The organism is Sodalis sp. RH20, assembly GCF_047324205.1.
In the GTDB taxonomy this organism is placed as follows: Bacteria; Pseudomonadota; Gammaproteobacteria; order Enterobacterales; family Enterobacteriaceae; genus Acerihabitans.
Genome location: NZ_CP178733.1, coordinates 3,037,213 through 3,062,581, shown reverse-complemented (window position 1 = coordinate 3,062,581; position 25,369 = coordinate 3,037,213). Strand labels below are relative to the sequence as shown.

Below are 25,369 nucleotides of genomic sequence, written 5' to 3'. Positions count from 1 at the left end.
CGATTACTGCTTAAACCATTTCTGGTAGATAGTCTGGTAGGTACCGTCTTGCTTGACTTTATCCAGCGCCGTATTGAACTGGTCGCGCAGCTCATTATTGTTCAGGCGCATGGCAATGCCCAGGCCGGTGCCGAAATAGGCTTTATCGGTGATTTTATCGCCGACGGTGGCCAGGTCGGCGTCTTTCTTCAGCCATTCATTGACCACGGCGGTATCGCCGAAGACGGCGTCCAAACGGCCGTTTTTCAAGTCCAGGATGGCGTTCTGATAGCTGTCGTAAGGCACGGCGGTGATTTCAGGATGTTTATCCAGCAGGAATTTCTGATGGGTGGAGCCGTTCTGCATGCCGACACGCTTATCTTTCAACGCGGCCAGATCGGCGAATTTGCCTTTTTGCGCCACGAAAATGGCGGAGTTTTCATAATAAGGCTGGCTGAACGTCACCTGCTGCAAACGGTCCGGCGTGATATCCATGCCTGAGATCACCGCGTCGAAACGACGGAATTTAAGGCTTGGGATCAGGCTGTCGAAAGCCTGGTTGGTAAAGGTGCATTCGGCTTGAAGCTGTTTGCAGAGCGCATTGGCCAAATCGATATCAAACCCCTGGATTTTGTTATTGGCATCAACAAATTCAAACGGAGGATAAGAGGCTTCCGTGGCGAAACGAATGGTCTGCGCCGCGGCGGCGGAAAACGTCATTCCGGCCAGCACTGCGGCAATAATCAATTTTTTCATTTTTTTATTCCAACAATTAATGCGACAAATAGTGAGCAAACGCCTCGGTGTGGGGGGTGGCGAAATGCGTGGCATCGCCTTGTTCCACAATGTGGCCGTTTTCCATATACACGATGCGACTGGCAGTCTTACGCGCTACCTCTACTTCATGCGTCACAATCACCTGCGTGATGCCGGTTTGGGCCAGTTCACGAATGATGCTGACGATTTGTGCGGTAATTTCCGGGTCCAGCGCCGCGGTCGGCTCATCAAACAGCAGCACCTGCGGTTCCATCATCAGCGCCCTGGCTATCGCGACCCGTTGCTGCTGGCCGCCGGATAAATGCAGGGGAAAACGATCGGAGAAATCGGTTAAACGCAGGCGATCGAGCAGCTTGTCCGCCCGTTCGTTGGCCACGGCGCGCGACAGGGCGAGCACCCGGCAGGGCGCCTCGATCAAATTCTGCCGCACGGTTAAATGCGGCCAGAGGTTGTATTGCTGGAATACCATGCCGACGTTTTGACGCAGTTCGCGAATGGCTTTCTCGCCGGGCGCCTGGATAAAATCGAAATGGTTGCCGGCGATCGACAACTGACCGGCGCGGGGCATCTCCAACAGGTTGAGTACCCGCAGTAAAGAACTTTTACCCGCCCCGCTGGGGCCGAGCAGCACCAGCGTTTCTCCCGCCGGGCAGTCAAGGGTGATATCAAACAGCGCCTGGGTGGCGCCGTAAAAACAGTCAATGCGGTTTAGTTGAATACTCATGCGAAGAAACTGAATAGCCATTAAGGCGGCAGATGTTAACGTCGACGGCCTGTCGATGCAATCCGCCGCGATTAAAATTTACATTTAGGGGCGTAATAATATCACGAACAGCACAAAACGTCATTCCTCCCCGCCGCATTGCCGCGATGTGCTGCATTTTATCCCAGCGGGCAGTGGACGCAGCGCCCGCTGGCGCCCGCGGCAGCAAGAACCGCTGGCTACATGCGATTAACGTTCTTCCAGCGTTTGGCGCAGGGTGCCGGCGGGATGGGGAGATAGCGTGCCAAGGTAGCGTACGTCGTCCAGCACCCAGCAGTTGCCTTCGCGGATCATCAGCACTTCATCCTGCCAGCGCACCGATTGGCCGTTGCTGCCCTGGCTGCGGGACAGGTCTACGCGCAGGGGGATATTTTTCGCATCGGTATTGAGGATACGCGAGGCGCTGTGAACCTCGGCCGTGGCGGGTCCGTCGGCCTGGCTGCTGAAGATATCCCCGGGCGGCAAGGCGGTAAGCTTGGCCTGCGCTTTACGATCCGTGGTCAGTACGTGGAACAACCGTTCGCTGAGGTAGGGGCGGTACTGCCCCAGCTGCGAGGCGCTGGGTTTGCCCTGCGGCTGCGCGATGCGCAGATTGTAGAACGCCTGCGCCACCGTATCCGGCCCGCCGTCGACGCAGGGCGCGCTGCGCGTGCCGATATCCTTAAACGCCGGATCGACCTGGGTGCATGCGGCAAGAATCAATGCCAGCGGCAAGAGGGCATAAAGCTTATTGTTCATTATTAACCTTCACGATAGAGGATGGCGATAGATCAGTACCATCGAGTATAATTAAAAATCAGATGGTTGTGTGAGGATCGGCACGTTTGGCTAAAGACGGGGACGCGCCAGGCCCGGTTAAGATGGCGCCTGGCGTTATTCTGGCGGGCAATGGGGTGGGATAGCGGTCTTAAAATCATTTTATCCCAAGGTATTGTGCGGGTGAATATCTTTATCATCCTTGGAGAATGCGCTTGCATTAAACTTCAAGTGGATGTTATTGCTCAATTTTTCCTGATATTTTTTTAATCTGCATTAATTCAGGGCAATCGGCGGGTATTTCATCATTTTTGCCGTCTTGCGGTGGCGCCTGTAAATCATCAATTTCTTTATTGATTAACGCGCCTGTAGCGGTTTTTAATCCTTGGTCTTGTCAAGACCGGAAAATCCCGAGCGCTGCTTTCGCGCCGAGGGGAAAGGATATTTATCAGCCGCGGCATGCGTTGCTGGCGACAGCGTTGAAAATAATTAAATCGTAAACAGGATAGCCGGCCCGATACCTGGCGTATATCATTTACAGCGCGTCACCGTCGGGTGATATGACTCAACAGGATTAGGTGCTTGATGGATATTGGCATGATGAGCAGCGGCGCGCCGGGCTGTCCGGCCGGCGGGCCGAAACCAACGATGCCATGGTGGGCCATGACCCTGTTAATCCTGTGCATCGCCGGCTGCCAGCAGGCAATAACACCGCCGGCCCATGAGGCGGCTTACCGGGTGGACGATTCACGGCGCGCGCATGGCGCGGATGAGCGGGTGCAGTTTTTAGTCATCCATTATACCGCCGAGGATTTTGCCGCGTCGCTGAGCACCCTGACCGCCGAGCAGGTCAGCGCCCACTATCTTATCCCGGCGGTGCCCGGCGGGGCGCCGGGCGTACCCACCGCGCTACGGCTGGTGGATGAGTCCCGTCGCGCCTGGCACGCGGGCGAAAGCTATTGGCGCGGACGCACGCATCTTAACGATACGTCGATTGGCATTGAAATCGAAAACCACGGGTACCGGCGTACCCTGACGGGCGCGCGCGCGACCCCCTATCCCCCGGCGCAAATCGCACTGGTCATTGCCCTGAGCCGCGATATCATCCGCCGGTATCATATCCTGCCAGGCAATGTCGTGGGGCACAGCGATATCGCCTGGCGGCGCAAACAGGATCCCGGCCCGTTATTCCCCTGGCGGCAATTGGCGGCGGCGGGCGTTGGCGTCTGGCCGGATACGCGGCGGGTAGAGCATTACCTGGCGGGGCGCGACCCCAACTCGCCGGCGGCGATGGCGGGCATAATGACCCGGATGGCGCAATACGGTTACGATGTAGCGCCGCAACTGCCGGCGGCGCTGCAGCAAAAAGCGCTGGCGGCGTTCCAGATGCATTTTCGCCCGCGGGATTTCCGCGGCGTGGCGGACGCGGAAACCGAGGCGATCCTGGATGCGTTACTGGAAATACACGCCGGTGAGCGGGGCGCCGGATAGCTGTGCCTGATGGCGCAGGAATTCCTCCCAGCAGCCCACCACCTTTTCCAGATCGGCGCGGCTGATATTTAAATGGGTGACCAGGCGGGTAACCGTGCCGGCGGCCACCACGATATCATGCTGTTTCATCCAGGGGCCGAGTTTGGCGGCCAATTCCGCCGGCTGGCGGATAAACAGCATATTGGTTTGCGCGCCCGGGGCCACGATCTCAACGCCCAATGCCGATAGCCGCTGTTCCAGCCAGCGGGCGTTATCATGATCCTCGCGCAGCCGCTGCACATTATGCTCAAGGGCGTAACGGCCCGCCGCCGCCAGGATCCCCGACTGACGCATCCCTCCGCCCACCATCTTGCGCCAGCGCCGGGCCTGGTGGATATAATCCGCGCCGCCGCACAGCAGCGAGCCCACCGGCGCACCCAGTCCTTTTGATAAGCAGATAGTCAGCGTATCGCAATATTGCGTGATTTCGCTGAGTGGGATCTGCAGCGCCGCCACGGCATTGAAAATGCGCGCCCCATCAATATGCAGCGCCAGACGGTGGTCGCGGGTAAACTGCCAGGCCTGCCGCAGGTATTCCTGCGGCAGCACTTTACCGTTATGGGTATTTTCCAGGCTTAACAGGCGCGTGCGGGCGAAATGAAAATCATCGGGTTTGATGGCCGCCGCCACCTTATCCAGCGGCAGGGTGCCGTCGGCGTCGGCGTCAAGCGGCTGTGGCTGGATACTGCCCAACACCGCCGCGCCGCCGGCTTCGAAGCGGTAATTATGCGCCTGCTGGCCGACGATGTACTCTTCCCCGCGCTGGCAATGCGTCAGCAAGGCCACCAGGTTGGCCTGGGTGCCGCTGGGGAAAAACAGCGCCGCGTCTTTGGCGCTGAGCCGGGCCCCGTCGGCTTCGAGCGACGCCACGGTGGGATCGTCGCCATAAACATCATCGCCAACCTCGGCTTCCGCCATCAGCCGGCGCATGGCGGCGCTTGGCAAGGTGACGGTATCACTGCGTAGATCAATCATGCTCACTCCGTTACGTTCTTGATACGGGCGTTAACACCTGTGCCCTAATGATGCCGCCGCCCGGCAAAGGGACCCTGATGCCGGGCGTATCATACCGGGCCCTAGCGCAGCCAGTTGGTTTTGGCCAATTCTACCACTTCATCGCCGCGGCCGTTAATGATGGCCCGCAGCATATACAGGCTGAAACCTTTTGCCTGTTCGAATTTAATCTGCGGCGGCATGGCCAGTTCTTCCTTGGCGGTAATCACATCCACCACCACGGGTCCGTCGGTGGCAAACGCCTCTTCCAGCGCGGCGTCAAGATCAGCGGATTTTTCCACCCGGATGCCCTTGATCCCGGCGGCGCGGGCGATGGCGGCAAAATCAGGGTTCTGCAGGTCGGTGCCGTCGGTCAGATAGCCGCCCGCCTTCATTTCCATGGCGACAAAGCCCAGCACGCTGTTGTTGAAAATCACGATCTTAACCGGCAGCTTCATCTGCGCCATGGATAAAAAATCGCCCATCAGCATGGTGAAGCCGCCGTCGCCGCACAGGGCGACCACCTGGCGCTTGGGATAGGCCGCCTGAGCGCCCAGGGCCTGCGGCATGGCATTAGCCATGGAGCCATGGTTAAAAGAGCCGATAAGCCGGCGCTGCCCGTTCATTTCCAGATAGCGTGCCGCCCATACGGTCGGCGTACCCACATCGCAGGTGAAGATGGCATCGCGGGCGGCCAGGCGGCTGACCTGCTGCGCCACGTACTGCGGATGGATAGGTTTATTGCCGTTGGGTTTGGCCAGGGCATCGAGATCCCCCCTGGTGGCGTGATAATGCTCCAGCGCCTGATCAAGATGATGGCGCCCGGTTTTCTCCGTCAAGCGCGGCAACAGTACCGCCAGCGTGGATTTGACATCGCCGACCAGCGCCATGTTCACCGCGCAATGGGCGCCCAGGCTGCCCGGATCGATATCAATCTGGATGATATTGGCGTTGGTGGGATAAAAGGCGCGATAGGGGAAACGGGTCCCCAGCAGGACCAGCGTATCGGCGTTCATCATGGCATGATAACCGGACGAGAAGCCAATCAGGCCGGTCATGCCGACATCATAGGGATTATCCCACTCCAAATGCTCCTTGCCGCGCAGCGCATGGACGATCGGCGCCTTGAGCAGTCCGGCCAGCCTGACCACTTCATCATGGGCGCCGGCGCAGCCGCAGCCGCACATCAGCGTGATATTTTCCGCCTGGTTCAGCACCGCGGCCAGTTTTTCCAATTCGCCCACCGGCGGGACGCTCAGGGACGGCTGCGGGGTATACCATGACGGCTGATAGTCTTCCGGCGCCGGTTTCAGCGCCACGTCCCCCGGCAGCACGATCACCGAGACGCCGCGGTTGAGAATGGCCTTGCGCATGGCGATGCCCAGCACCTGGGGCAGTTGTTCCGGATTGGAAATCAATTCGCAGTAATGGCTGCATTCGCGGAACAGTTCTTCCGGGTGGGTCTCCTGGAAGTAGCCGCTGCCGATTTCGCTGGAGGGAATATGGGCGGCAATCGCCAGCACCGGCACTTGGTTGCGGTGGCAGTCATACAACCCGTTGATCAAATGCAGGTTGCCCGGCCCGCAAGAGCCGGCGCACACCGCCAGCTGACCGGTGACATGGGCTTCCGCCCCGGCGGCGAAGGCCGCCACCTCTTCATGACGGGTGCCCATCCATTGAATAGTGCCCATGCGATTAAGGCTGTCGCTCAGGCCGTTAAGCGAATCGCCGGTGACGCCCCAGATACGTTTAACGCCGGCTTGCTCGAGGGTTTTGGCAATGGCTGCCGCAACGGTTTGTTTCATGGCTTTCCCCTTTAAAATGAGTCGGGACTAAGACAAAAAAAATCCCATGCCGGTAAAGCTTAGTCCTTTTAAACGGGGAAGTGCAGTGCCTGGCCGGTCAGGCGGAGAATAGCGCGATAAGAACCGGCGCCAGCAGGCTCAATAAAAAGCCGTGCACAATGGCCGCCGGCACCACTTCCAGGCCGCCGCTGCGTTGCAGCACCGGCAACGTGAAATCCATCGACGTGGCGCCGCACAGGCCCAGGGCGACGCTGCGGCTGCGGCGCATCAGTCCGGGAATCAGCATGATGGCCAGCAACTCGCGTATCAGATCGTTAAAAAATGCGGCGCTGCCCACCACCGGGCCAAAGGCATCGGTCATTAAAATGCCGGAAAGGGAATACCAGCCGAAAGCTGAGGCCATGGCCAGTCCGGTAAGCAGGGGCAACCCAAGGATCATTGCCGCGCCGGCGCCGCCGAGCATCGCGCTGGCAGCCACCACCAGGGCGATATTGGCGCCGCGCCGGTTCAGCAGTATCTGCCGTAGCGTCATGCCGCTGTTGCGCAACTGCATCCCCACCAGCAGCAGCAGCAGGATCAGGGCGAATTCGCTGGCGCGCGAGGCGACGCTGAGCCAGCGCCATTGGGTCAGGCCGATGGCAAATCCCGCCGCCACCACCAGGCAGAGCTTGAGCGAATCCATGGCCATGCGCAGCCGGGAGGGAGGCGTGTCCTGATGGGTGGGCGCCGGCCAGGGCGCGCGCTTCTCCAGCCACCACAGCGCGGCGCCGTTAACCGTCAGGATGCACAGGGCGCTGATGCCGGCATACCAGGCAATCAGCAACAGGTTGCTGGCCAGGTTATCTAAAAATGCCAGGCTGATGCCCATGAAGAACAGAATGATATAGACCATCGCGCTCAACAGGCGGTTGACGGCCCGCAGCACCCCTTGGCGCAGGCGTGGCAACAGGTAGCCGAGGAGTAAAGGAATGAGAATAATCAACAGGCCGGAATACATAGTGGGGTCACATCCTTTTGTGCGGCGGGGAAAGCTGCCTTAAACTAACCAAAACCGGGATAACTGTAAAGGCGGCGTGGGGCGATGGTGTCTTGCGCGGATGAACGTGATAAGTACGCACGGCGCTGCCGCCTGGGACCAGGCGGCAGCCGGCTAGTCCCTGGCGAAATGCGCGTTGATTTGTCGGGCAAGCTGGTCCAGCAGCTCATATCGGCGTCGGTATTCGGCGCGTTTTTTGCTGGGCACTGTTTCCAGAGGCTTGCGCGGGATGCTTAATGGCAGATGGAAATAACCCTGTTCGTCGCGTTGACCATTGAGGGATAGCCAGAAATTGTCGTAGTCAGCGTGCAGGAACCGCCTTTTTTTAGAAGAGTAACGCCGCGCCCGGTACATATGGCTATTATTGCCCACGGCGAGAATGCGCTGGATATCCAGGTTGGCCGCCAGCAGCATTACCGTCTCGAGCGCCAGCCGCTTGGGAAACAGGCCGTGGCAGGATTTTGTGGCGGCATGTATCGCCTCGTGGGCCACCTGCCGCCCCGCCCCCTGCAGGCCGCCGATAAAGAGCGTGGCACCCTGGCCGGGGGTAATGGCAAAGGTTATCTCGGCCAGCATGACATGGTGTTCATCGGTAAGCAGCACGGTGGCCTCGCCTTCGCGGTTTAAATGGTCCAGCGAGTCGAGGCGCAGGTAAAAACGCCGCCCGTCCCTGGCCGCAAGCTCCGCCAGGATGATGCCTGCGCCCGTCAGGTGTCCGTTGAGCAGGGACGGGGGGAGGTGCGCCTGGGTATAGGTGTAGTGAAACAGCAGGGCGTCCAGCCGTTGTTTACGGCGCATGTTCGCGGCGAGATAGGGGCGGTGCAGCTTACAGGGCAGCCCCGGCTGTGAGGCGAGCATCTGCGGCAACAGCGGGGATTGCGCCAGGTATGCCAGCCAGGGCGCGGAATACGCGAACGTGCAGAGATAGCGGAGCATGAACTTGCAGCGATAAACCGGGCGGGCCCAAGCCGCGCCCGGCATCAGCTTGCCGAAAAACAGGGCCAGCGCCAATTGCCAACCGGTTAATGAATCCGGTTTTTCCAGACTGGATACAAGCTGTGACATATCTGTATGACCTGGTTTAAAACAAAAGCCTATTTCAACAAGGCCTTGTTAAACGGTTGGTCAATATGGCGGGGGGATGAAGAAGAGATAATAACTTGTTTACCATATGTTTATGGTGCAGGGCTTGGACCGCAGGATATCGCGTCAGCCGGGGGTGAAATGGCGGGAGGAGGGAATCAGCGCGCGCGGGGAAAACTTAAGGCGATTTAGTGATTGCTACTGATATAATTATGCTTGCGTCTTAAAAGAAAAATGTTATACCTTGAGTATGCAGGGACCAGCTTGCGAAAAAAATGCCAGCGATTCACTGGCATTTCACTAGCATCCTTAGGCATTAATCGCGAGGCGCGTCATCAGGCAACAGTCTCGGTTTCAACAGGCACAATCAGACTCGCATGGTTCCCCTTGGGACCCTGATGAACGTCGAATCTGACCACTTGCCCGGCTTTGAGCGTGCGATAACCGTCCATTTGGATTGTTGAGTAATGCGCAAATATATCCTCGCCGCCGCTTTCAGGACAGATAAACCCAAAACCTTTGGCGTTATTGAACCATTTTACTTTACCCGTCTCCATGCTTCTACATCCCTCGCAACCGAATCTTATATGTGATGAGGATTGTTGACGTCGTAAGCCTGATTGGTCAAAACAGCAGCGGCTTACGCAAGTACACTCTAGAGGATAGGAAGCACAGGTCAAGAGGATGCTGGAGGAGTTGGCTGATGATATTACTAAACTTTGAAGCAGGTAACGATATTGACGCTTTTTTGACAAAATCTCAAGGCGCCGGTCGCGATCAAAATCCTATTATTGTTATAGGTTTTAGCAGGCGGCGGTTTTGAACATCTAATGGTAGACTGTTAACCATGATGGGGCTGCGCTCCGGGGTAGTCGGCGGTTGCAGCGGTATATCAAGAAAGAGCAACGTATTGACGGAAAGGCGATGGGTAACACAAGCGAAAGGCCAGGCGAACAGAATTTTGCCGAAGACCTATTGAAAGATGCGGTAAAACCCCCATCAATGTATAAAGTGATACTTATCAATGACGATTACACTCCGATGGAATTTGTCATTGACGTACTGCAAAAGTTCTTTTCTTATGATGTTGAACGTGCAACGCAACTGATGCTTACGGTTCATTATCACGGCAAGGCTATCTGCGGAGTCTACACCGCCGAAGTCGCCGAAACCAAAGCCGCTCATGTTAATCGTTATGCCCGGGAAAATGAGCATCCGTTGCTTTGTACGCTGGAAAAGGCCTGAACAGGCAATCAATTTGGGGAGGTGCCAATGCTCAATCAAGAACTGGAACTCAGTTTAAATATGGCTTTCGCCAGAGCGCGCGAGCACCGGCATGAGTTTATGACCGTGGAACATCTGCTGCTGGCATTGCTCAGCAACCCTTCTGCGCGGGAAGCGCTCGAGGCGTGCACGGTTGACCTGGTGGCGTTACGCCAGGAGCTCGAAGCATTCATCGAACAGACCACACCGACCTTACCGACCAGTGACGAAGAGCGCGATACGCAGCCTACGCTCAGCTTCCAGCGCGTATTGCAGCGCGCGGTGTTCCATGTCCAGTCATCAGGACGCAGTGAAGTCTCCGGCGCCAATGTCCTGGTTGCTATTTTTAGCGAACAGGAGTCCCAGGCGGCCTATCTGCTGCGTAAGCATGATGTCAGCCGGCTCGACATAGTGAATTTCATCTCCCACGGCACCCGTAAAGATGAAACGCAGGCACCCGGCCCTGAAAATCCGGTTAACGAAGAGCAGGCAGGCGGGGAGGAGCGTATGGAAAATTTCACTACCAATCTTAACCAACTCGCCCGGGTGGGCGGGATCGATCCCCTGATTGGCCGTGAGCGGGAGCTGGAACGTACCGTACAGGTATTATGCCGTCGCCGTAAAAACAACCCGCTGCTGGTGGGCGAATCCGGCGTCGGTAAAACGGCGATTGCGGAAGGCCTGGCCTGGCGCATCGTCCAGGGCGACGTGCCCGAGGTTATCGCCGACTGCACGATTTATTCACTCGATATCGGCTCGTTGCTGGCCGGCACGAAATACCGCGGCGACTTCGAGAAGCGCTTCAAGGCCCTGCTCAAGCAGCTTGAATCAGATAAAAACAGCATCCTGTTTATCGATGAGATCCACACCATCATCGGCGCCGGCGCCGCTTCGGGCGGTCAGGTCGATGCGGCTAACCTGATCAAACCGCTGCTTTCCAGCGGCAAGATCCGGGTCATGGGGTCCACCACCTACCAGGAATTCAGTAATATTTTCGAAAAGGATCGGGCGCTGGCGCGTCGCTTCCAGAAAATTGATATCACCGAACCGTCGGTGGAAGAGACCGTGCAGATCCTGACCGGGCTTAAGCCAAAATATGAGGCCCATCATGACGTGCGTTATACCGCCAAGGCGGTGCGCGCGGCGGTTGAGCTGGCGGTGAAATACATCAACGATCGCCATCTGCCCGACAAGGCCATTGATGTTATCGATGAGGCGGGCGCCCGCAGCCGGCTGATGCCGGTGAGCAAACGTAAAAAGACCGTTAACGTGGCGGATATCGAATCGGTGGTGGCGCGTATCGCGCGGATTCCGGAAAAAACCGTCTCCTCCAGCGATCGCGATGTGCTCAAGCACCTGAACGAACGCCTGAAGATGCTGGTGTTCGGACAGGATAAGGCCATCGAGGCGCTGACCGAAGCGATCAAGATGAGCCGCGCCGGGCTGGGCCAGGATCATAAGCCGGTAGGTTCCTTCCTGTTCGCGGGTCCGACCGGCGTGGGTAAAACCGAAGTCACGGTGCAACTGGCGAAAGCGCTTGATATCGAGCTGCTGCGCTTTGATATGTCCGAATATATGGAGCGTCATACGGTCAGCCGGCTGATCGGCGCGCCTCCGGGATATGTGGGCTACGACCAGGGCGGCCTGTTGACCGATGCGGTCCTCAAGCATCCGCACGCCGTGCTGCTGCTTGATGAAATCGAGAAAGCGCATCCGGACGTGTTCAATCTGCTGCTGCAGGTGATGGACAACGGTACGCTGACCGATAACAATGGCCGTAAGGCGGACTTCCGCAACGTTATAGTGGTGATGACCACCAATGCCGGGGTGCAGGAAACCACGCGCCAGTCTATCGGTATGATCCAGCAGGATAACAGTACGGATGCCATGGGCGAGATCAAGAAGATCTTTACCCCTGAATTCCGCAACCGCCTGGATAACGTGATTTGGTTTAATCACTTGTCGCCGGAAATCATCCAATTGGTGGTGGACAAGTTTATCGTGGAACTGCAGGCGCAGCTGGATGCCAAGGGCGTGTCGCTGGAAGTCAGCGATGAAGCCCGCGACTGGCTGTCCACCAAGGGCTATGACAAGTCCATGGGCGCGCGGCCGATGGCCAGGGTGATGCAGGAGAACCTGAAGAAGCCTCTGGCCAACGAACTGCTGTTCGGGTCGCTGGTCGATGGCGGTTCAGTCACCGTAGAGCTGAACAAGGACAAGAAAGAGCTGACCTACCATTTCCTCAGCGCGCAAAAACGCAAAGCGGAAGGCGTGGTCCACTAAACCCCGATCAGCGGGTAACGGGCAAGATAAAAAGGCGATGCGCTGCATCGCCTTTTTTTATTCCCCCAGCGGAGCGGCGGCGGACGAGGTCCGGCTGCGCGACAGGGGGCCGGGCCGTGTTCCGGCACCGGCAGGTATCATTATGGAGTATCAGGTCGGCGCGGATAAACGCCCGCACGGCGCATATCGGCGGTAAGGAAGCCTATCAGCGGCTACGGAAGACAATGCGGCCTTTGCTCAGGTCGTACGGGGTCAGCTCAACAGTGACTTTGTCGCCCGTCAGGATGCGGATATAGTTTTTGCGCATTTTACCGGAGATATGAGCGGTTACCACATGCCCGTTTTCCAATTCCACACGGAACATGGTGTTAGGCAATGTATCCAGTACCGTGCCTTGCATTTCAATATTGTCTTCTTTGGCCATCGAATCCTCTAGGTTTAAATACCATAGTTTTTAACCGGCAAGATAATGCCGAAAAACCCTCATTATGTAAAGAAGTGATGAAGAACGCCGCATTATTCACAACGATCGGGGTCGCTGTCTACGCTGCCGGCAGAGAGGGTTTGTGGTTGCCAGCAATGGGGTGCCAGCGTTAAAGGGTGTAACTGACTCAGCAGGGTCAGATAGTCGCGTCGCGGTATTTCCCGTGCGCCTAACGAGGCCGTGTGTGAGTTCAATACCTGACAGTCTATCAGTTTTCCCCCTTGTTGCCTAAAGAAACGGCAAAAAGTCAGCAACGCCGTCTTGGACGCGTTGTCCCGGCGGCTGAACATGGATTCGCCGCAGAACAGGGCGCCCTGCGCCACGCCGTACATACCGCCCACCAGTTCATCGCCCTGCCAGACTTCCACCGAGTGAGCCTGTCCCAGGGCATGCAGGCGGCGATAGGCCAAAACCACCTCGGGGCCAATCCAGGTGCCTTCTATGCCCCGTTCGGCGCAGGCGGCGATCACCTCGGCAAACGCCTGGTTGAGCGTAACGCGAAACGGGCTGTGCCTGAGAAAACGTTTCAGGCTGCGGCTGATATGGAATTCCTCCGGGAACAGCACCGCGCGGGGATCCGGCGACCACCACAAGATGGCATCCCCCGGCGAGTACCAGGGAAAAATGCCCAGTTGATAGGCGGCCAGCAGGCGCTCTGGGGAAAGATCCCCGCCGAAGGCCAACAGCCCGTTGGGTTCATGCAGCGCGGATGTCGGCGCGGGAAATCGTATTGAATCCGGAGAAAGCCGGTACAGTCGCATAGCGCTTATTTTTTATTCTCCTCAACCGTCCGCTTTAGCGATAATTATACGCCACCCGAAGAGTGATAACGAAAATACCGCCCCTTTTCCGCCATCAGCGTCGCATGGGAGCCTTGTTCAGCGATCCCGCCCCGATCCATGACATAAATTCTATCCATCATATCCAGGCCCTGCAGCCGATGGGTGATAATCACCAGGGTCTTGGCCCGGCCCAACTGATGCAACGCGTCCAATACACGCCGTTCGGTGGCGGCGTCCAGCCCTTCGGTCGGTTCGTCGAGCAGCAGCAGCGGCGCGTCGTGGAGCAGGGCGCGGGCGATGCCGAGCCGCCGCTGTTCACCACCGGATAACTGCCGTCCGCCTTCGCCCAGCCAGGCGTCGAGGCCTTGGTTTTCCAGGAGCTTGTCCAGCCCCAGAAGCGAAAGGATATGGGCCAGCCGCGCGTCGTCCGCCTGGGCCGCGCCCAACAGCAGATTGTCGCGCAGCGTGGCGTTGAAAATATGCACCCGCTGGGGCACCACGCTCATCATGGCGCGCAGCGCCGGTTCACTCCAGCGCGCCAGGGATTGACCGTTTAACAGAATTTGCCCGCGGTCCACGTCCCAGGCGCGGGTCAGCAATTGCAGCAGGGTGGATTTGCCGCTGCCGGTGTGGCCCAGGATGGCGATATGTTCTCCCGCGTTTATCCGCAACGACACCCCGGCAACCGCCGGCAGCGGCTGATCGGGATAACGGAAACCGACGGCGTCGAGGACCAGCGCGGCATCGCCGCCGGCCGCCGGTCCGTCGGCCGGGAAAACCACCGCCGGGTCGCGGCCGATGACGTCGGCGATACGTCCGGCCGAGGCGATAACCTGGCCGAGATGCTGAAAGGCGCCGGCTACCGGGCCAAGCGCTTCGAACGCCGCCAGCGTGGTAAACACGAACAACGCAATCAGCGCGCCGGGATGACTGTCGCCGCCGATGCCGGCGGCGGCAAGCCACAAAATCAAGGTGACCGCCATGCCGGTTATCAGCGTCAGCATCCCCTGCGCCAGGGCGGCCAGGTTGGCCTGCTGCCGCTGACGTTGCTGCCAGCGCCGTTCAGTCTCGTCCAATTGCCCGCGGTAGCGCGCGGCGGCGCCGTAAACCGTTAGTTCGGCATTGCCCTGCAGCCAGGTGGCCAGGTGCTGCCGGTAATCGGCGCGCAGCCGGGTCAGCGCTTCCCCCACCGGCTTCCCGGCCCGATAGAACAGCGGAGGGACGATCAGCAGCACCGCCAGCATGATTGCGCCCAATGTCAGGGCCAGGGAGGCGTCGAGCCAGCTTAGCCCCACGGTGACCACCAGAATCACCACAAAAGCGCTCAGCAGGGGCGAGAGGACGCGTAAATAGAGGTGATCCAGGGTATCGACATCCGCCACCAGGCGGTTAAGCAGCTCCGCCTGGCGAAAACCGGCCAGCGCGCCGGGGGAAAGCGGCAGGATTTTTTGAAAGGTGTAGATGCGCAAATGCTGCAAGACGCGGAAAGTGGCGTCATGGCTGACCACCCGTTCCGCCCAGCGGCCGGCGGTGCGGGTTATGGCTGCGCCGCGCACCCCGGCGGCCGGCAGCATATAGTTAAAGCTGTATAAGCCCGCCATGCCCGCCAGCGCCGAGCCGGCCAGGAACCAGCCGGACAGGCTGAGCAGGCCGATGCTGGCCAGCAGCGTGACGATGGCCAGGAGCATGCCCAGGGCAATCTGGCCGGCATGGCGGCGATACAGGGCCAGGAAGGGGAATAATACGCGCATAGTCAGAGTCCTCCGCGACGATAGGCCAGCAGGTCGGCAAAGGGGCCGGGTAAAGAGGCCAACTGCGCATAGCGTCCCTGCTGCACGATTTGGCCGTTGCCCATGACCCAGATATCATCGAAATCGCGGATATCCGCCAGTTGATGGGTGACCAGTATCGTGGTGTGCCGCCGGGATGCCCGGTCCAGCGCCGCCGTGACCAGCTTTTCGCTGTGGGCGTCCAGGCTGGCGGTCGGTTCGTCGAGCAGCATCAGCGCCGGGGATTGCAGCAGGGCGCGTCCCAGGGCGACACGCTGCGCCTGGCCGACGGACAGGCGCGCGGCATTGTCGCCAAGCACGGTATCCAGTCCCTGCGGCAGCAGCGGTAAAAATTCGCTGATATAGGCCTGCTCCACCGCCTGTTTTAGAACGGCGGCATCCGCGTCGGGCCGCCCGAGCAGGATATTATCCTTCAGCGTCGGCGCGGGCAGGAACGGGTCTTGGCTGATCCAGCTCAGTTGGCTGCGCCAATGCGACGGCGACAGGTCGCGCAGCTCATGGCCGTTAACGCGCAATGAACCCTGGTAGGGCAGGAATCCCAACAGCACATGTAACAGCGAACTTTTGCCGGCCCCGCTTTGCCCGACGATGGCCAATCGCCGGCCGGGTTCCAGCGTGAAATTCAGCGGGCCGGCCAGCGCCGTGCCGTCCGGCGCCATGATGACCAGTTGTTCGGCGCGCAGGCCGATGGGGCCCAGGACGGGCGCGGCGAGACCCGCGCCCTGCGACTGCACGTCGGTCTCGAGAAAGGCAACCAGCGATTCCGCCGCGCCCACCGCCTGGGCCTTGGCGTGGTAAAAAGCGCCTAAATCCCGCAGCGGCTGAAAAAACTCCGGCGCCAGTATCAAGACCAGGAAACCGGCGAACAAGGTGACGCCGGTGCCGTAGCTGCCGAAGTGAAGCTCGCCGAGATACGAAAAGCCAAAATACACCGCCACCACCGCAATGGAAATCGAGGCAAAAAATTCCAGCACACCGGAGGAAAGAAACGCCAGCCGCAGGACTTCCATGGTACGTAAACGGAAATCGTTGGTGGCGCGGCTGATATGCTCGGTTTCCGCCTGCGCGCGATCAAACAGTCTTAGCGTGTCCAGGCCGCGCAGGCGATCGAGGAAATAGCCCGACAGCCGGGCCAGCGCCAGGAAGTTGCGGCGGTTGGCGTCGGCGGCGCCCATCCCCACCAGCGCCATAAACAAGGGGATCAGCGGCGCGGTGCAAAATAATATCAGCCCGGCCATCCAGTTCACCGGGAACACCGCCAGTAAAATCAGCAGCGGCACCAGGCCCGCCAGATACATTTGCGGCAGATAGCGCGCATAATAATCCTGCATGTCCTCAATCTGCTCAAGCAGAAGGCTGCTCCAACTGCCGGCGGGTTTGCCCTGGATCCAGGCGGGGCCCAGCAGTTCCAGCCGATCCAGCACCTGGCGGCGTATTTCCCGTCTCAGCACCTGTCCGGCGATAAAACCGACCCGCTCGCGCAGCCAGCCTGCCAACGCCCGCAGCGCAAACAGCGCCGCCATGGCGATAAACCAGCCCGTAAGCGCCTCGCGCGGCTGCTGCCCGACAATCAGCGCCTGCAGCAGATAAGCCAATACCCAGGCCTGGGCGATGATAACCAGGCCGCTCAGCAGGCCCAGCAGTAAAGAGAAACGAAGCCAGCGCTTTACCAGCGCGCTTTGCGACTTGAGCCAGCGGACAAGCACTTGCTGTCGGTTTTTATTCATTGAAGACAATTTCAGCCGGTGTGATGTGTATGTAAGTCGAAAATCCCATGTGGGGAAGCGAAAAGCCGGAAAAGGGCAGGCGTTCTCCAGCGTGCCGACATATTACCCTGTTGCGGCGGAGGTGAAAATAATAATGACATTTATCAGGGGACCTTTGCCTGCGGGCGCAACGGCATTTCAGCCGACTGGACGGCGCCGTGGGGATATGAAATTCTGCCGCTTTTTCGCATGCCATAAGTTGGGCGTTTTCATGGTATGCCGGGCGCCGGCATGCGACAAGGGGATGGCAGTAGCGCCATCCCCTCCCGGTATCAAATATCACATAAAACAAAAAGAAAGCGTTAACGTTGCAAACAGTGGTTTTGACGTTGTAACGGCATAGCGTGCGCTGGCGGCACAAAGCCCGGCTGGATGAGCCGCCGGGAGCGGCTCAAGCTCAGGGTCGCGCCGGGAGCGCGTCCCGGACGGTCCAAAAAACGGGCTGGTTGTGGCGACAGGAACCGCGCATCAACGCCGCGCCTCGAAACGCCCTTACCGATCGTTTACCGGCACCAACCCGTCCAGATAACGTTCAGCGTCCAGCGCCGCCATGCAGCCGGTGCCGGCCGAGGTAATCGCCTGGCGGTAGATATGGTCCATCACGTCGCCCGCGGCAAATACGCCCGGAATGCTGGTCTGGGTGGCGTTGCCCGCAATACCGGACTGTACGCGGATATAGCCGTTCTCCAGCTCCAGCTGGTTGCCGAAAATCGCCGTATTGGGATGATGACCGATGGCGATAAATACGCCGGCGACCGCCAGCGTGTCGACCACGCCGCTGACGACGTTCTTCAGCCGCACGCCGGTCACGCCCATTTCATCTCCCACCACTTCTTCCAGGGTGCGGCCGGTATGCAGCACGATACTGCCGCTGGCGACCTTATCCATCAGGCGATCGATCAGGATTTTTTCCGCGCGGAAGATATCGCGCCGGTGGATCAGATGCACCTCGGTGGCGATATTGGACAGATACAGCGCTTCTTCCACGGCCGTATTGCCGCCGCCGACCACCGCGACTTTTTGCTGGCGGTAGAAGAAACCGTCGCAGGTGGCGCAGGCGGATACGCCTTTGCCCTTATAGGCTTCCTCCGACGGCAGGCCGATATAGCGCGCGGATGCGCCGGTGGCGATAATCAGGGCGTCACAGGTAAATTCACCGGTATCGCCGGTCAGCCGGAAAGGGCGGTTTTGTAAATCGACCTGGTTAATATGATCGAAAATGATTTCGGTGTTGAATTTTACGGCGTGGGCGTACATGCGCTCCATCAGCGAAGGTCCGGTCAGCCCTTCCGGATCGCCCGGCCAGTTCTCGACCTCGGTGGTGGTGGTCAGCTGGCCGCCTTGTTCCATACCGGTTATCAGCACCGGATGCAGGTTGGCGCGGGCGGCATAAACCGCGGCGGTATATCCCGCCGGTCCCGACCCCAGGATAATTAATTTACTGTGTTTCGCCGTAGACATATTTTCCTCGTTTAACTCACCGCTTAGATCCCAACTCGTCGATGATAAGAAAGTTACCAGACAATGAAAAGGATGCAAAAAGTTGTTGGCGATTTTTATCATCGTTATGGACTATCGATAGGCGGATTTTACCATCAATTAGGACATTATCGGGCTAAAAAGAGCCCTTAAGCCCCGGACAATGTGTTTCCGCAGGATTTAATCGGCATGTTGTTCTGATTTTTATCGTTTTACTTTGACAATACGCTGCGCTTTTGCGAAAACATCAGGGTAAGGAAAATGATGCGTTGGTTTCGGACAGGCAGTTAGCAAGGCAGTTGAAACAGTTGGCCCTAAAATAAAACAGACAACGGGTCTTAAAGCAAACCCTGATACATTGAAGTCGGCAGGGGTGTGGCAAGCACAGGGAAGGTACTAAGAGAGACAATAATAATGGTAGACAATAAAAAGCGCCCGGGAAAGGATCTCGATCGTATTGACCGTAACATCCTCAATGAGTTGCAAAAGGATGGCCGGATATCAAACGTCGAACTTTCTAAACGGGTTGGATTATCCCCAACACCTTGCCTGGAACGCGTGCGCCGTCTTGAGCGCCAGGGTTTCATCCAAGGGTATACCGCTTTACTTAATCCACATTATCTTGATGCGTCTTTACTGGTGTTTGTGGAGATTACCCTTAACCGGGGTGCGCCCGATGTGTTTGAGCAATTCAATACCGCCGTACAAAAGCTGGAAGAAATTCAGGAATGCCATTTGGTTTCGGGTGATTTCGACTATCTGCTGAAAACGCGGGTGCCTGATATGTCGGCCTATCGTAAACTGCTGGGCGAGACGCTGTTGCGCCTGCCGGGGGTCAACGATACGCGTACCTACGTGGTGATGGAAGAAGTGAAGCAGAGCAACCGGCTGGTCATTAAGACACGCTAAGTCATAACACAGGTGCAAATTTCACGTTTTATGGTTACACTCCTGTGCATTCATACAGTTTCAGCGCCGGCGGCATGACGGCCGGCGCTGTTATTAAGCTATTATATCGGTTATATCGGCATAGATAACCCTGGAGAGCCTTTCTTGAGCCAGGAATATACAGAAGATAAAGAAGTTGAATTGAAAACGCTCAGCAGCAGTCGCCGGTTACTCGAGGCTGTTCTGATTGTCATGGCGATTTTTGCCCTCTATTTGATGATTTCCCTAGTCAGTTTCAACCCTTCCGACCCCAGTTGGTCGCAAACTGCCTGGCATGGTCCTATCCATAACCTGGGGGGCGGCATCGGCGCCTGGTTTGCCGATACGCTGTTCTTCACCTTCGGCGTGCTGGCCTATGCCCTTCCGCCGCTGATGCTGATTTTCTGCTGGACGTCGTTTCGCCAGCGGGAAGAGCAGGACTATGTGGACTATTTTGCCCTATCGCTGCGGCTGATTGGGACGCTGGCGCTGATCCTGACCTCATGCGGCCTGGCCGCGCTCAATGTCGACGATCTCTATTACTTTGCCTCGGGCGGCGTGATCGGCAGCCTGCTCAGCAACGCCATGCTGCCGTGGTTTAACGGCATCGGCGCCACCCTGACCCTGCTCTGCGTATGGGCGTCCGGCCTGACCCTGTTTACCGGCTGGTCCTGGCTCACCATTGCCGAAAAAATCGGCGGCGTGGTCATGGGTTGCCTGACATTTATGTCGAACCGCTCCCGCCGCGACGAGCGGGACTACGACGACGAGTACGATGACGAAGACCTGGAGGCCGCAGGGGACGACGCGGTCCGCGCCGAAGCGTTGGACGCGCTTGACCCGCTGCTGGCGACCTCCGGCCCTGATGCCGCCGGGACCAAGCCTGATGCCGCTCCCGCGGCTATCGGCACGGTGGCGGGGCCTTCCGCCACGTCCAGCCATCCGGAGCTCGCCGAGCAGACCGGCGACCCGCTGGCCGTCACGCCGCCGGGCGCGGTGTCGCCGCCGGTGGCGGCCCCTGCGGCCGGCCCCGCGCCTGCCGCCGTCTACTCCCAGCAGCCCGCCGCGCCGGCCCCCCAGTCGGCGTCCGCGCAGGCTATCCCGCAATATCGTTTTGAGTTGCCGGACGCACCGTCCGTTCCTCCTTCCCAGGGCGGCTTTCCCGATGAAGACGATGATGGTCCGCAGATGGGCGACTGGCAGCACGACGGTGACGAATCGCACACGCCATACGATTTCAACGTGGCGCAGCGCAGCAGCGGGCAGGTCACTGCTTCCACGCCGCCTTATGACGCCGCCGCGCTGACCTTTATGCCGGCGTTCAGCGCCACCAGCGACGAAAATCCGCAGGTCAAGCAGGGCATCGGTCCTGAATTGCCGCGTCCTAACCGGGTACGCATCCCCACGCGCCGGGAGCTTGCCTCGTTTGGCATCAAGCTGCCGTCGCAGCGCAACGCGACGGCGACGGCGCAGCAACGCCCGCAGGAAGAAGACGCGCTGTCGCAGGCGCCGCAGTCCGAGGAAGAACAAGCCGCCGCCCAGCAATCGGCGCTGCACCAGGAATTTCTGCAGCAGCAGGAACAACGCTATGGCGCGGCCGGGAACGAGGGCGACGACGAGGAAGAAGACGCCTGGCAGCAACAGCAGCTGGCCGCCGAATTTCAACGCCGGCAGGAGATGCGTTACGTGGCGGACGCCGACGAACGGGCCATGCCGACATCGCCGGTTTCGCCGCCGGCCGGCATTGATGCGCCTGCGGCGTTCGCTCCGCCGCCGCGGGCCGATCGGGTGGATGATACTCTCGCAGCCCGGTTTACGCCCTCCACGCAGCCTGGTCACGAGTTCGGTTCCGGCGCGTCGACCGCGGCCGGGCATGTTCCCGGCGGTTATGACGAGCAGGCTCATTCCCGCGCAGAGGATTATCCGGCCGACGATGAGGACGCGCTGTCGGACGGGCATGTCCAGCCTTCGGCACGGCTAGGGGCAGGCGCCGCGCCGGCGCCATTGCCGTCGCCGGTGGGAGGGCGCGCGGTGGTTCAGCCGGCGGCGCCCGCCATGGACAGCCTGATCCATCCCTTCCTGATGCGTAATGAACAACCGTTGCACAAGCCCACCACGCCGCTGCCGACGCTGGACCTGTTAACGTCGCCGCCGGTGGAGGACGAACCGGTGGATATGTTCGCGCTGGAGCAAACCGCGCGGCTGGTTGAAGCGCGGCTGGCGGACTACCGCGTGAAGGCCGAGGTGGTCGGTATTTCTCCCGGTCCGGTTATTACTCGCTTCGAGCTGGACCTGGCGCCGGGCGTGAAAGCGGCGCGCATTTCCAATCTGTCGCGGGATTTGGCGCGCTCCCTGTCGGCGGTGGCGGTGCGGGTGGTGGAAGTGATCCCCGGCAAACCTTACGTCGGCTTGGAATTGCCGAACAAGCGCCGCCAGACGGTATACCTGCGCGAAGTGCTGGATTGCGATAAATTCCGCGAGACCGTCTCGCCGCTGGCTATCGTGCTGGGCAAGGACATTGCCGGCCAGCCGGTGATTGCCGATCTGGCCAAAATGCCCCATCTGCTGGTGGCCGGTACCACCGGGTCAGGTAAATCGGTGGGGGTCAACGCCATGATCCTCAGCATGCTGTATAAAGCGACGCCGGAAGAGGTGCGCTTTATCATGATTGACCCGAAAATGCTGGAACTGTCGGTGTACGAAGGCATTCCCCACCTGCTGACCGAAGTGGTCACCGACATGAAAGACGCCGCCAATGCCCTGCGCTGGTGCGTGGGCGAGATGGAGCGCCGCTATAAACTGATGTCGGCCCTGGGGGTGCGTAACCTGGCCGGCTATAACGAACGTATTGAACAGGCTATCGCCATGGGCCGGCCGGTGCCGGATCCTTTCTGGAAACCGGGCGACGGCATGGCCGATTCGCCGCCGATGCTGGAAAAACTGCCATATATCGTGGTGTTGGTGGACGAGTTCGCCGACCTGATGATGGCGGTGGGCAAAAAGGTGGAAGAGCTGATTGCGCGTTTGGCCCAGAAAGCCCGCGCCGCCGGCATCCATCTGGTGCTGGCGACCCAGCGGCCGTCGGTTGACGTGATAACCGGCCTGATTAAGGCCAATATCCCGACCCGTATCGCCTTTACCGTGTCCAGTAAAATCGACTCCCGTACCATTCTCGATCAGTCGGGGGCGGAATCATTGCTCGGCATGGGCGATATGCTGTACCTGGCGCCCAACTCTTCCATACCGGTGCGTGTGCACGGCGCCTTTGTGCGCGACCAGGAGGTGCACGCGGTCGTCAGCGACTGGAAGGCCCGTGGCCGGCCGCAGTATATTGACAGCATCACCAGCGCGGGCGAAGAGGGTGAGGCCGGTCCCGGCGGCATGGACAGCGACGAGGAACTGGATCCGTTATTCGATCAGGCGGTGCAGTTCGTGGTCGACAAGCGCCGCGCCTCGATTTCCGGGGTGCAGCGCCAGTTCCGCATCGGCTATAACCGCGCCGCCCGCATCATCGAGCAAATGGAGATCCAGGGCATCGTCAGTTCGCAGGGCCATAACGGCAACCGTGAAGTACTGGCCCCGCCATCGCCGGATTAACGCGCTGGTGCCCATGACAGGCCTGCTTTGGCCGCCAGGGGGGTAACCCCCTGTGCAAAGATGCGTAAAGCGGCAGGTTTTCAGAGGATTGGCCTATGCCTTCCCGTCATTGTTCCGATAAAGTTAAGCCTATCAGGGTGTCGCCTGCCGGCCGGTCTATTTCTTGCCGGCCCGGATGTTGCGCCTTTCATTTTTCAAGGAATGCTTATAATGAATAAAAGGTTATTAGTCGCTTGCCTGCTTAGCGCCGTGGTTGCCGCGCCGGCGCTGGCCGATGATGCCGGCGCGCTGCAAAGCCGCCTGAACCGAGTCAACAGTTTCCATGCCGCATTCACCCAGAAAGTGACCAGCGCGGACGGCGGCGCGGTGCAGGAAGGAGAAGGCGAACTGTGGGTAAAACGGCCGAATCTGTTTAACTGGCATATGACCGCGCCGGATGAGAGCCTGCTGATTTCAGACGGTAAAACGCTGTGGTTTTATAATCCCTTTGTCGAACAGGCCACCGCCACTTGGCTGAAAAACGCCACCGGCAATACGCCGTTTATGCTGATTACCCGCAATAGCCCGGACGACTGGCGGCAATACAACGTCAAGCAAACCAACGATCGGTTTGAGCTGACGCCCAAGACCGCCAGCGGCAACCTGAGGCAATTTACCATCGACGTCAGCGCCAGCGGCACCATCAACAGCTTTACCGCCGTCGAGCAGGACGGGCAGCGCAGCGCCTACCAGCTGAAAAGCCAGAATAACGGCCAGGTGGATGACGCCAAATTCCGTTTTACCCCTCCCAAGGGCGTGACGCTGGACGATCAGCGTCAGTGAGGTAAAAATGAGCAATCTGTCGCTTGATTTTTCCCATAACGAATTCCAGCCGCTGGCCGCGCGCATGCGCCCCAGAACGCTGGAAGAATATGTCGGGCAGCAGCATCTGCTGGCGCCGGGCAAGCCGCTGCCGCGCGCCATCCAGAACGGGCAACTGCACTCCATGATCCTGTGGGGGCCGCCTGGTACCGGAAAAACCACGCTGGCGGAGCTGATTGCGCGTTACGGCAACGCCGATGTGGAGCGTATTTCGGCGGTGACCTCGGGCATCAAGGAAATCCGCGAGGCGATCGAGCGCGCGCGCCACAATCGTGATGCCGGCCGCCGCACCATCTTGTTCGTCGACGAAGTGCATCGCTTTAATAAAAGCCAGCAGGACGCCTTCCTGCCGCATGTGGAAGAGGGCACCATTACCCTGATTGGCGCCACTACGGAAAACCCTTCGTTCGAGCTTAACTCCGCGCTGCTCTCCCGCGCCAAAGTTTACCTGCTGAAGGCGCTTACCGCCGGGGATATCGAACAGGTGCTGGCCCAGGCCATGACCGATACGGAGCGGGGCTATGGCGGCCAGAATATCGTGCTGCCGGACGAGACGCGCCGGGTGCTGGCGGAGTGGGTGAACGGCGATGCACGCCGCGCGCTCAACAGCCTGGAAATGATGGCGGATATGGCGCAAACCGATGCCCAGGGCAACCGGGTGCTTACGCCGCTGCTGCTGAAGGAAATTTCCGGCGAGCGCAACGCCCGTTTTGATAATAAGGGCGATCGTTATTATGATTTGATTTCGGCGCTGCATAAATCGGTGCGCGGTTCCGCGCCGGACGCGGCGCTATATTGGTATGCGCGCATCATCACCGCCGGCGGCGATCCGCTTTACGTGGCGCGCCGCCTGCTGGCCATCGCCTCGGAGGATGTGGGCAATGCCGATCCGCGCGGCATGCAGGTTGCCCTGGCGGCCTGGGATTGTTTTACCCGCGTCGGTCCGGCGGAAGGGGAACGGGCGATTGCCCAGGCGATTGTCTATCTGGCCTGCGCGCCAAAAAGCAACGCGGTTTACACCGCTTTTAAAGCCGCGATGCATGATGCCCGCGAAAACGCCGATTATGATGTGCCAGAGCATCTGCGCAACGCCCCCACCAAGCTGATGAAGGAAATGGGGCTGGGCGCCGAATACCGCTATGCCCATGATGAACCGAACGCCTATGCCGCCGGCGAAGACTATTTTCCCGAGCAGATGGCGCACACCCGCTACTACTATCCAAGCCCGCGCGGACTGGAAGGAAAAATTGGCGAAAAGCTTGCCTGGCTTAGCGCGCAGGATCAAAATAGCCCAACAAAACGCTACCGATAACCAGGCCGTTGCGGTAAGGTTAGCGATAGAAAATCCGTTGCCGCGATAGTCTCTGACGGCGTCGCGAAGTCATATACATCAATCTGATAACAATAAGCACAGG

The 25,369-nt window shown here is 59.2% G+C and carries 20 protein-coding genes; 7 read left to right on the top strand and 13 right to left on the bottom strand.

What is annotated here, in order from left to right:
* Nucleotides 1-3 precede the first annotated feature (3 nt).
* The 3 genes from artJ to ACL2XM_RS14105 all read right to left on the bottom strand — a co-directional run bounded on the left by artJ (nucleotide 4) and on the right by ACL2XM_RS14105 (nucleotide 2,257).
* On the bottom strand, nucleotides 4-735 hold the full coding sequence (gene artJ / locus ACL2XM_RS14115) for an arginine ABC transporter substrate-binding protein (RefSeq protein WP_410015927.1): 732 nt from the start codon (nucleotides 733-735) through the stop codon (nucleotides 4-6).
* 16 nt (nucleotides 736-751) lie between these two features.
* The gene (artP, locus tag ACL2XM_RS14110) at nucleotides 752-1,480 is read right to left on the bottom strand and encodes an arginine ABC transporter ATP-binding protein ArtP (protein ID WP_413731115.1); all 729 of its coding nucleotides are present in this window, start codon (nucleotides 1,478-1,480) and stop codon (nucleotides 752-754) included.
* 228 nt (nucleotides 1,481-1,708) lie between these two features.
* Complete coding sequence (locus tag ACL2XM_RS14105; protein ID WP_410015925.1) at nucleotides 1,709-2,257, bottom strand: lipoprotein; 549 nt, start codon at nucleotides 2,255-2,257, stop codon at nucleotides 1,709-1,711.
* 666 nt (nucleotides 2,258-2,923) lie between these two features.
* On the opposite strand from ACL2XM_RS14105, the gene ACL2XM_RS14100 reads away from it, so the two are divergent.
* Nucleotides 2,924-3,766 (top strand): N-acetylmuramoyl-L-alanine amidase, encoded by an 843-nt coding sequence (locus ACL2XM_RS14100; protein ID WP_413733225.1) that lies wholly within the window; start codon nucleotides 2,924-2,926, stop codon nucleotides 3,764-3,766.
* On the opposite strand, the gene ltaE is transcribed toward ACL2XM_RS14100, so the two are convergent.
* The 5 genes from ltaE to cspD form a co-directional block, all read right to left on the bottom strand.
* On the bottom strand, nucleotides 3,728-4,780 hold the full coding sequence (ltaE, locus tag ACL2XM_RS14095; RefSeq protein ID WP_410015924.1) for a low-specificity L-threonine aldolase: 1,053 nt from the start codon (nucleotides 4,778-4,780) through the stop codon (nucleotides 3,728-3,730). The genes ACL2XM_RS14100 and ltaE overlap by 39 nt on opposite strands.
* A gap of 101 nt (nucleotides 4,781-4,881) precedes the next feature.
* Complete coding sequence (poxB, locus tag ACL2XM_RS14090; protein ID WP_410015923.1) at nucleotides 4,882-6,603, bottom strand: ubiquinone-dependent pyruvate dehydrogenase; 1,722 nt, start codon at nucleotides 6,601-6,603, stop codon at nucleotides 4,882-4,884.
* A 97-nt stretch (nucleotides 6,604-6,700) separates the two neighbouring features.
* A complete protein-coding gene (locus ACL2XM_RS14085) occupies nucleotides 6,701-7,600 on the bottom strand; it encodes a lysine exporter LysO family protein (RefSeq protein WP_410015922.1) in 900 nt (299 codons plus the stop codon).
* A gap of 153 nt (nucleotides 7,601-7,753) precedes the next feature.
* A complete protein-coding gene (locus ACL2XM_RS14080) occupies nucleotides 7,754-8,704 on the bottom strand; it encodes a VirK/YbjX family protein (RefSeq protein ID WP_413722377.1) in 951 nt (316 codons plus the stop codon).
* Nucleotides 8,705-9,057: 353 nt separating this feature from the next.
* Complete coding sequence (cspD, locus tag ACL2XM_RS14075; RefSeq protein ID WP_132922666.1) at nucleotides 9,058-9,279, bottom strand: cold shock-like protein CspD; 222 nt, start codon at nucleotides 9,277-9,279, stop codon at nucleotides 9,058-9,060.
* A gap of 367 nt (nucleotides 9,280-9,646) precedes the next feature.
* On the opposite strand from cspD, the gene clpS reads away from it, so the two are divergent.
* Together clpS and clpA are read left to right on the top strand one after the other, a co-directional pair.
* On the top strand, nucleotides 9,647-9,967 hold the full coding sequence (gene clpS, locus ACL2XM_RS14070; protein WP_331122169.1) for an ATP-dependent Clp protease adapter ClpS: 321 nt from the start codon (nucleotides 9,647-9,649) through the stop codon (nucleotides 9,965-9,967).
* Nucleotides 9,968-9,994: 27 nt separating this feature from the next.
* The gene (clpA, locus tag ACL2XM_RS14065) at nucleotides 9,995-12,268 is read left to right on the top strand and encodes an ATP-dependent Clp protease ATP-binding subunit ClpA (protein ID WP_410015920.1); all 2,274 of its coding nucleotides are present in this window, start codon (nucleotides 9,995-9,997) and stop codon (nucleotides 12,266-12,268) included.
* Between the two features lie 205 nt (nucleotides 12,269-12,473).
* Here clpA and infA read toward each other — a convergent pair whose 3' ends face one another.
* The 5 genes from infA to trxB all read right to left on the bottom strand — a co-directional run bounded on the left by infA (nucleotide 12,474) and on the right by trxB (nucleotide 18,551).
* Nucleotides 12,474-12,692, bottom strand: coding sequence for a translation initiation factor IF-1 (infA, locus tag ACL2XM_RS14060; protein ID WP_002211347.1), 219 nt, complete (start codon nucleotides 12,690-12,692; stop codon nucleotides 12,474-12,476).
* 92 nt (nucleotides 12,693-12,784) lie between these two features.
* Entirely contained in the window at nucleotides 12,785-13,513 is a 729-nt protein-coding gene (gene aat, locus ACL2XM_RS14055) for a leucyl/phenylalanyl-tRNA--protein transferase (RefSeq protein ID WP_410015919.1), read from the bottom strand.
* A 44-nt stretch (nucleotides 13,514-13,557) separates the two neighbouring features.
* Nucleotides 13,558-15,285 carry a heme ABC transporter ATP-binding protein/permease CydC gene (gene cydC / locus ACL2XM_RS14050; RefSeq protein ID WP_413731114.1) on the bottom strand — a complete coding sequence of 576 codons (1,728 nt, stop codon included), beginning with the start codon at nucleotides 15,283-15,285 and terminating at the stop codon, nucleotides 13,558-13,560.
* A 2-nt stretch (nucleotides 15,286-15,287) separates the two neighbouring features.
* A complete protein-coding gene (gene cydD / locus ACL2XM_RS14045; protein WP_413722379.1) occupies nucleotides 15,288-17,051 on the bottom strand; it encodes a heme ABC transporter permease/ATP-binding protein CydD in 1,764 nt (587 codons plus the stop codon).
* A gap of 531 nt (nucleotides 17,052-17,582) precedes the next feature.
* On the bottom strand, nucleotides 17,583-18,551 hold the full coding sequence (gene trxB, locus ACL2XM_RS14040) for a thioredoxin-disulfide reductase (protein WP_410015916.1): 969 nt from the start codon (nucleotides 18,549-18,551) through the stop codon (nucleotides 17,583-17,585).
* A gap of 432 nt (nucleotides 18,552-18,983) precedes the next feature.
* On the opposite strand from trxB, the gene lrp reads away from it, so the two are divergent.
* The 4 genes from lrp to ACL2XM_RS14020 all read left to right on the top strand — a co-directional run bounded on the left by lrp (nucleotide 18,984) and on the right by ACL2XM_RS14020 (nucleotide 25,266).
* Nucleotides 18,984-19,478, top strand: coding sequence for a leucine-responsive transcriptional regulator Lrp (lrp, locus tag ACL2XM_RS14035; protein ID WP_005287608.1), 495 nt, complete (start codon nucleotides 18,984-18,986; stop codon nucleotides 19,476-19,478).
* Between the two features lie 144 nt (nucleotides 19,479-19,622).
* On the top strand, nucleotides 19,623-23,093 hold the full coding sequence (locus ACL2XM_RS14030; RefSeq protein WP_413727000.1) for a DNA translocase FtsK 4TM domain-containing protein: 3,471 nt from the start codon (nucleotides 19,623-19,625) through the stop codon (nucleotides 23,091-23,093).
* 210 nt (nucleotides 23,094-23,303) lie between these two features.
* Complete coding sequence (gene lolA, locus ACL2XM_RS14025; protein ID WP_413731113.1) at nucleotides 23,304-23,915, top strand: outer membrane lipoprotein chaperone LolA; 612 nt, start codon at nucleotides 23,304-23,306, stop codon at nucleotides 23,913-23,915.
* 7 nt (nucleotides 23,916-23,922) lie between these two features.
* Nucleotides 23,923-25,266: a replication-associated recombination protein A gene (locus tag ACL2XM_RS14020; protein ID WP_413728745.1), complete on the top strand. Its 1,344-nt coding sequence runs from the start codon at nucleotides 23,923-23,925 to the stop codon at nucleotides 25,264-25,266.
* The last annotated feature ends 103 nt before the right edge of the window (nucleotides 25,267-25,369 follow it).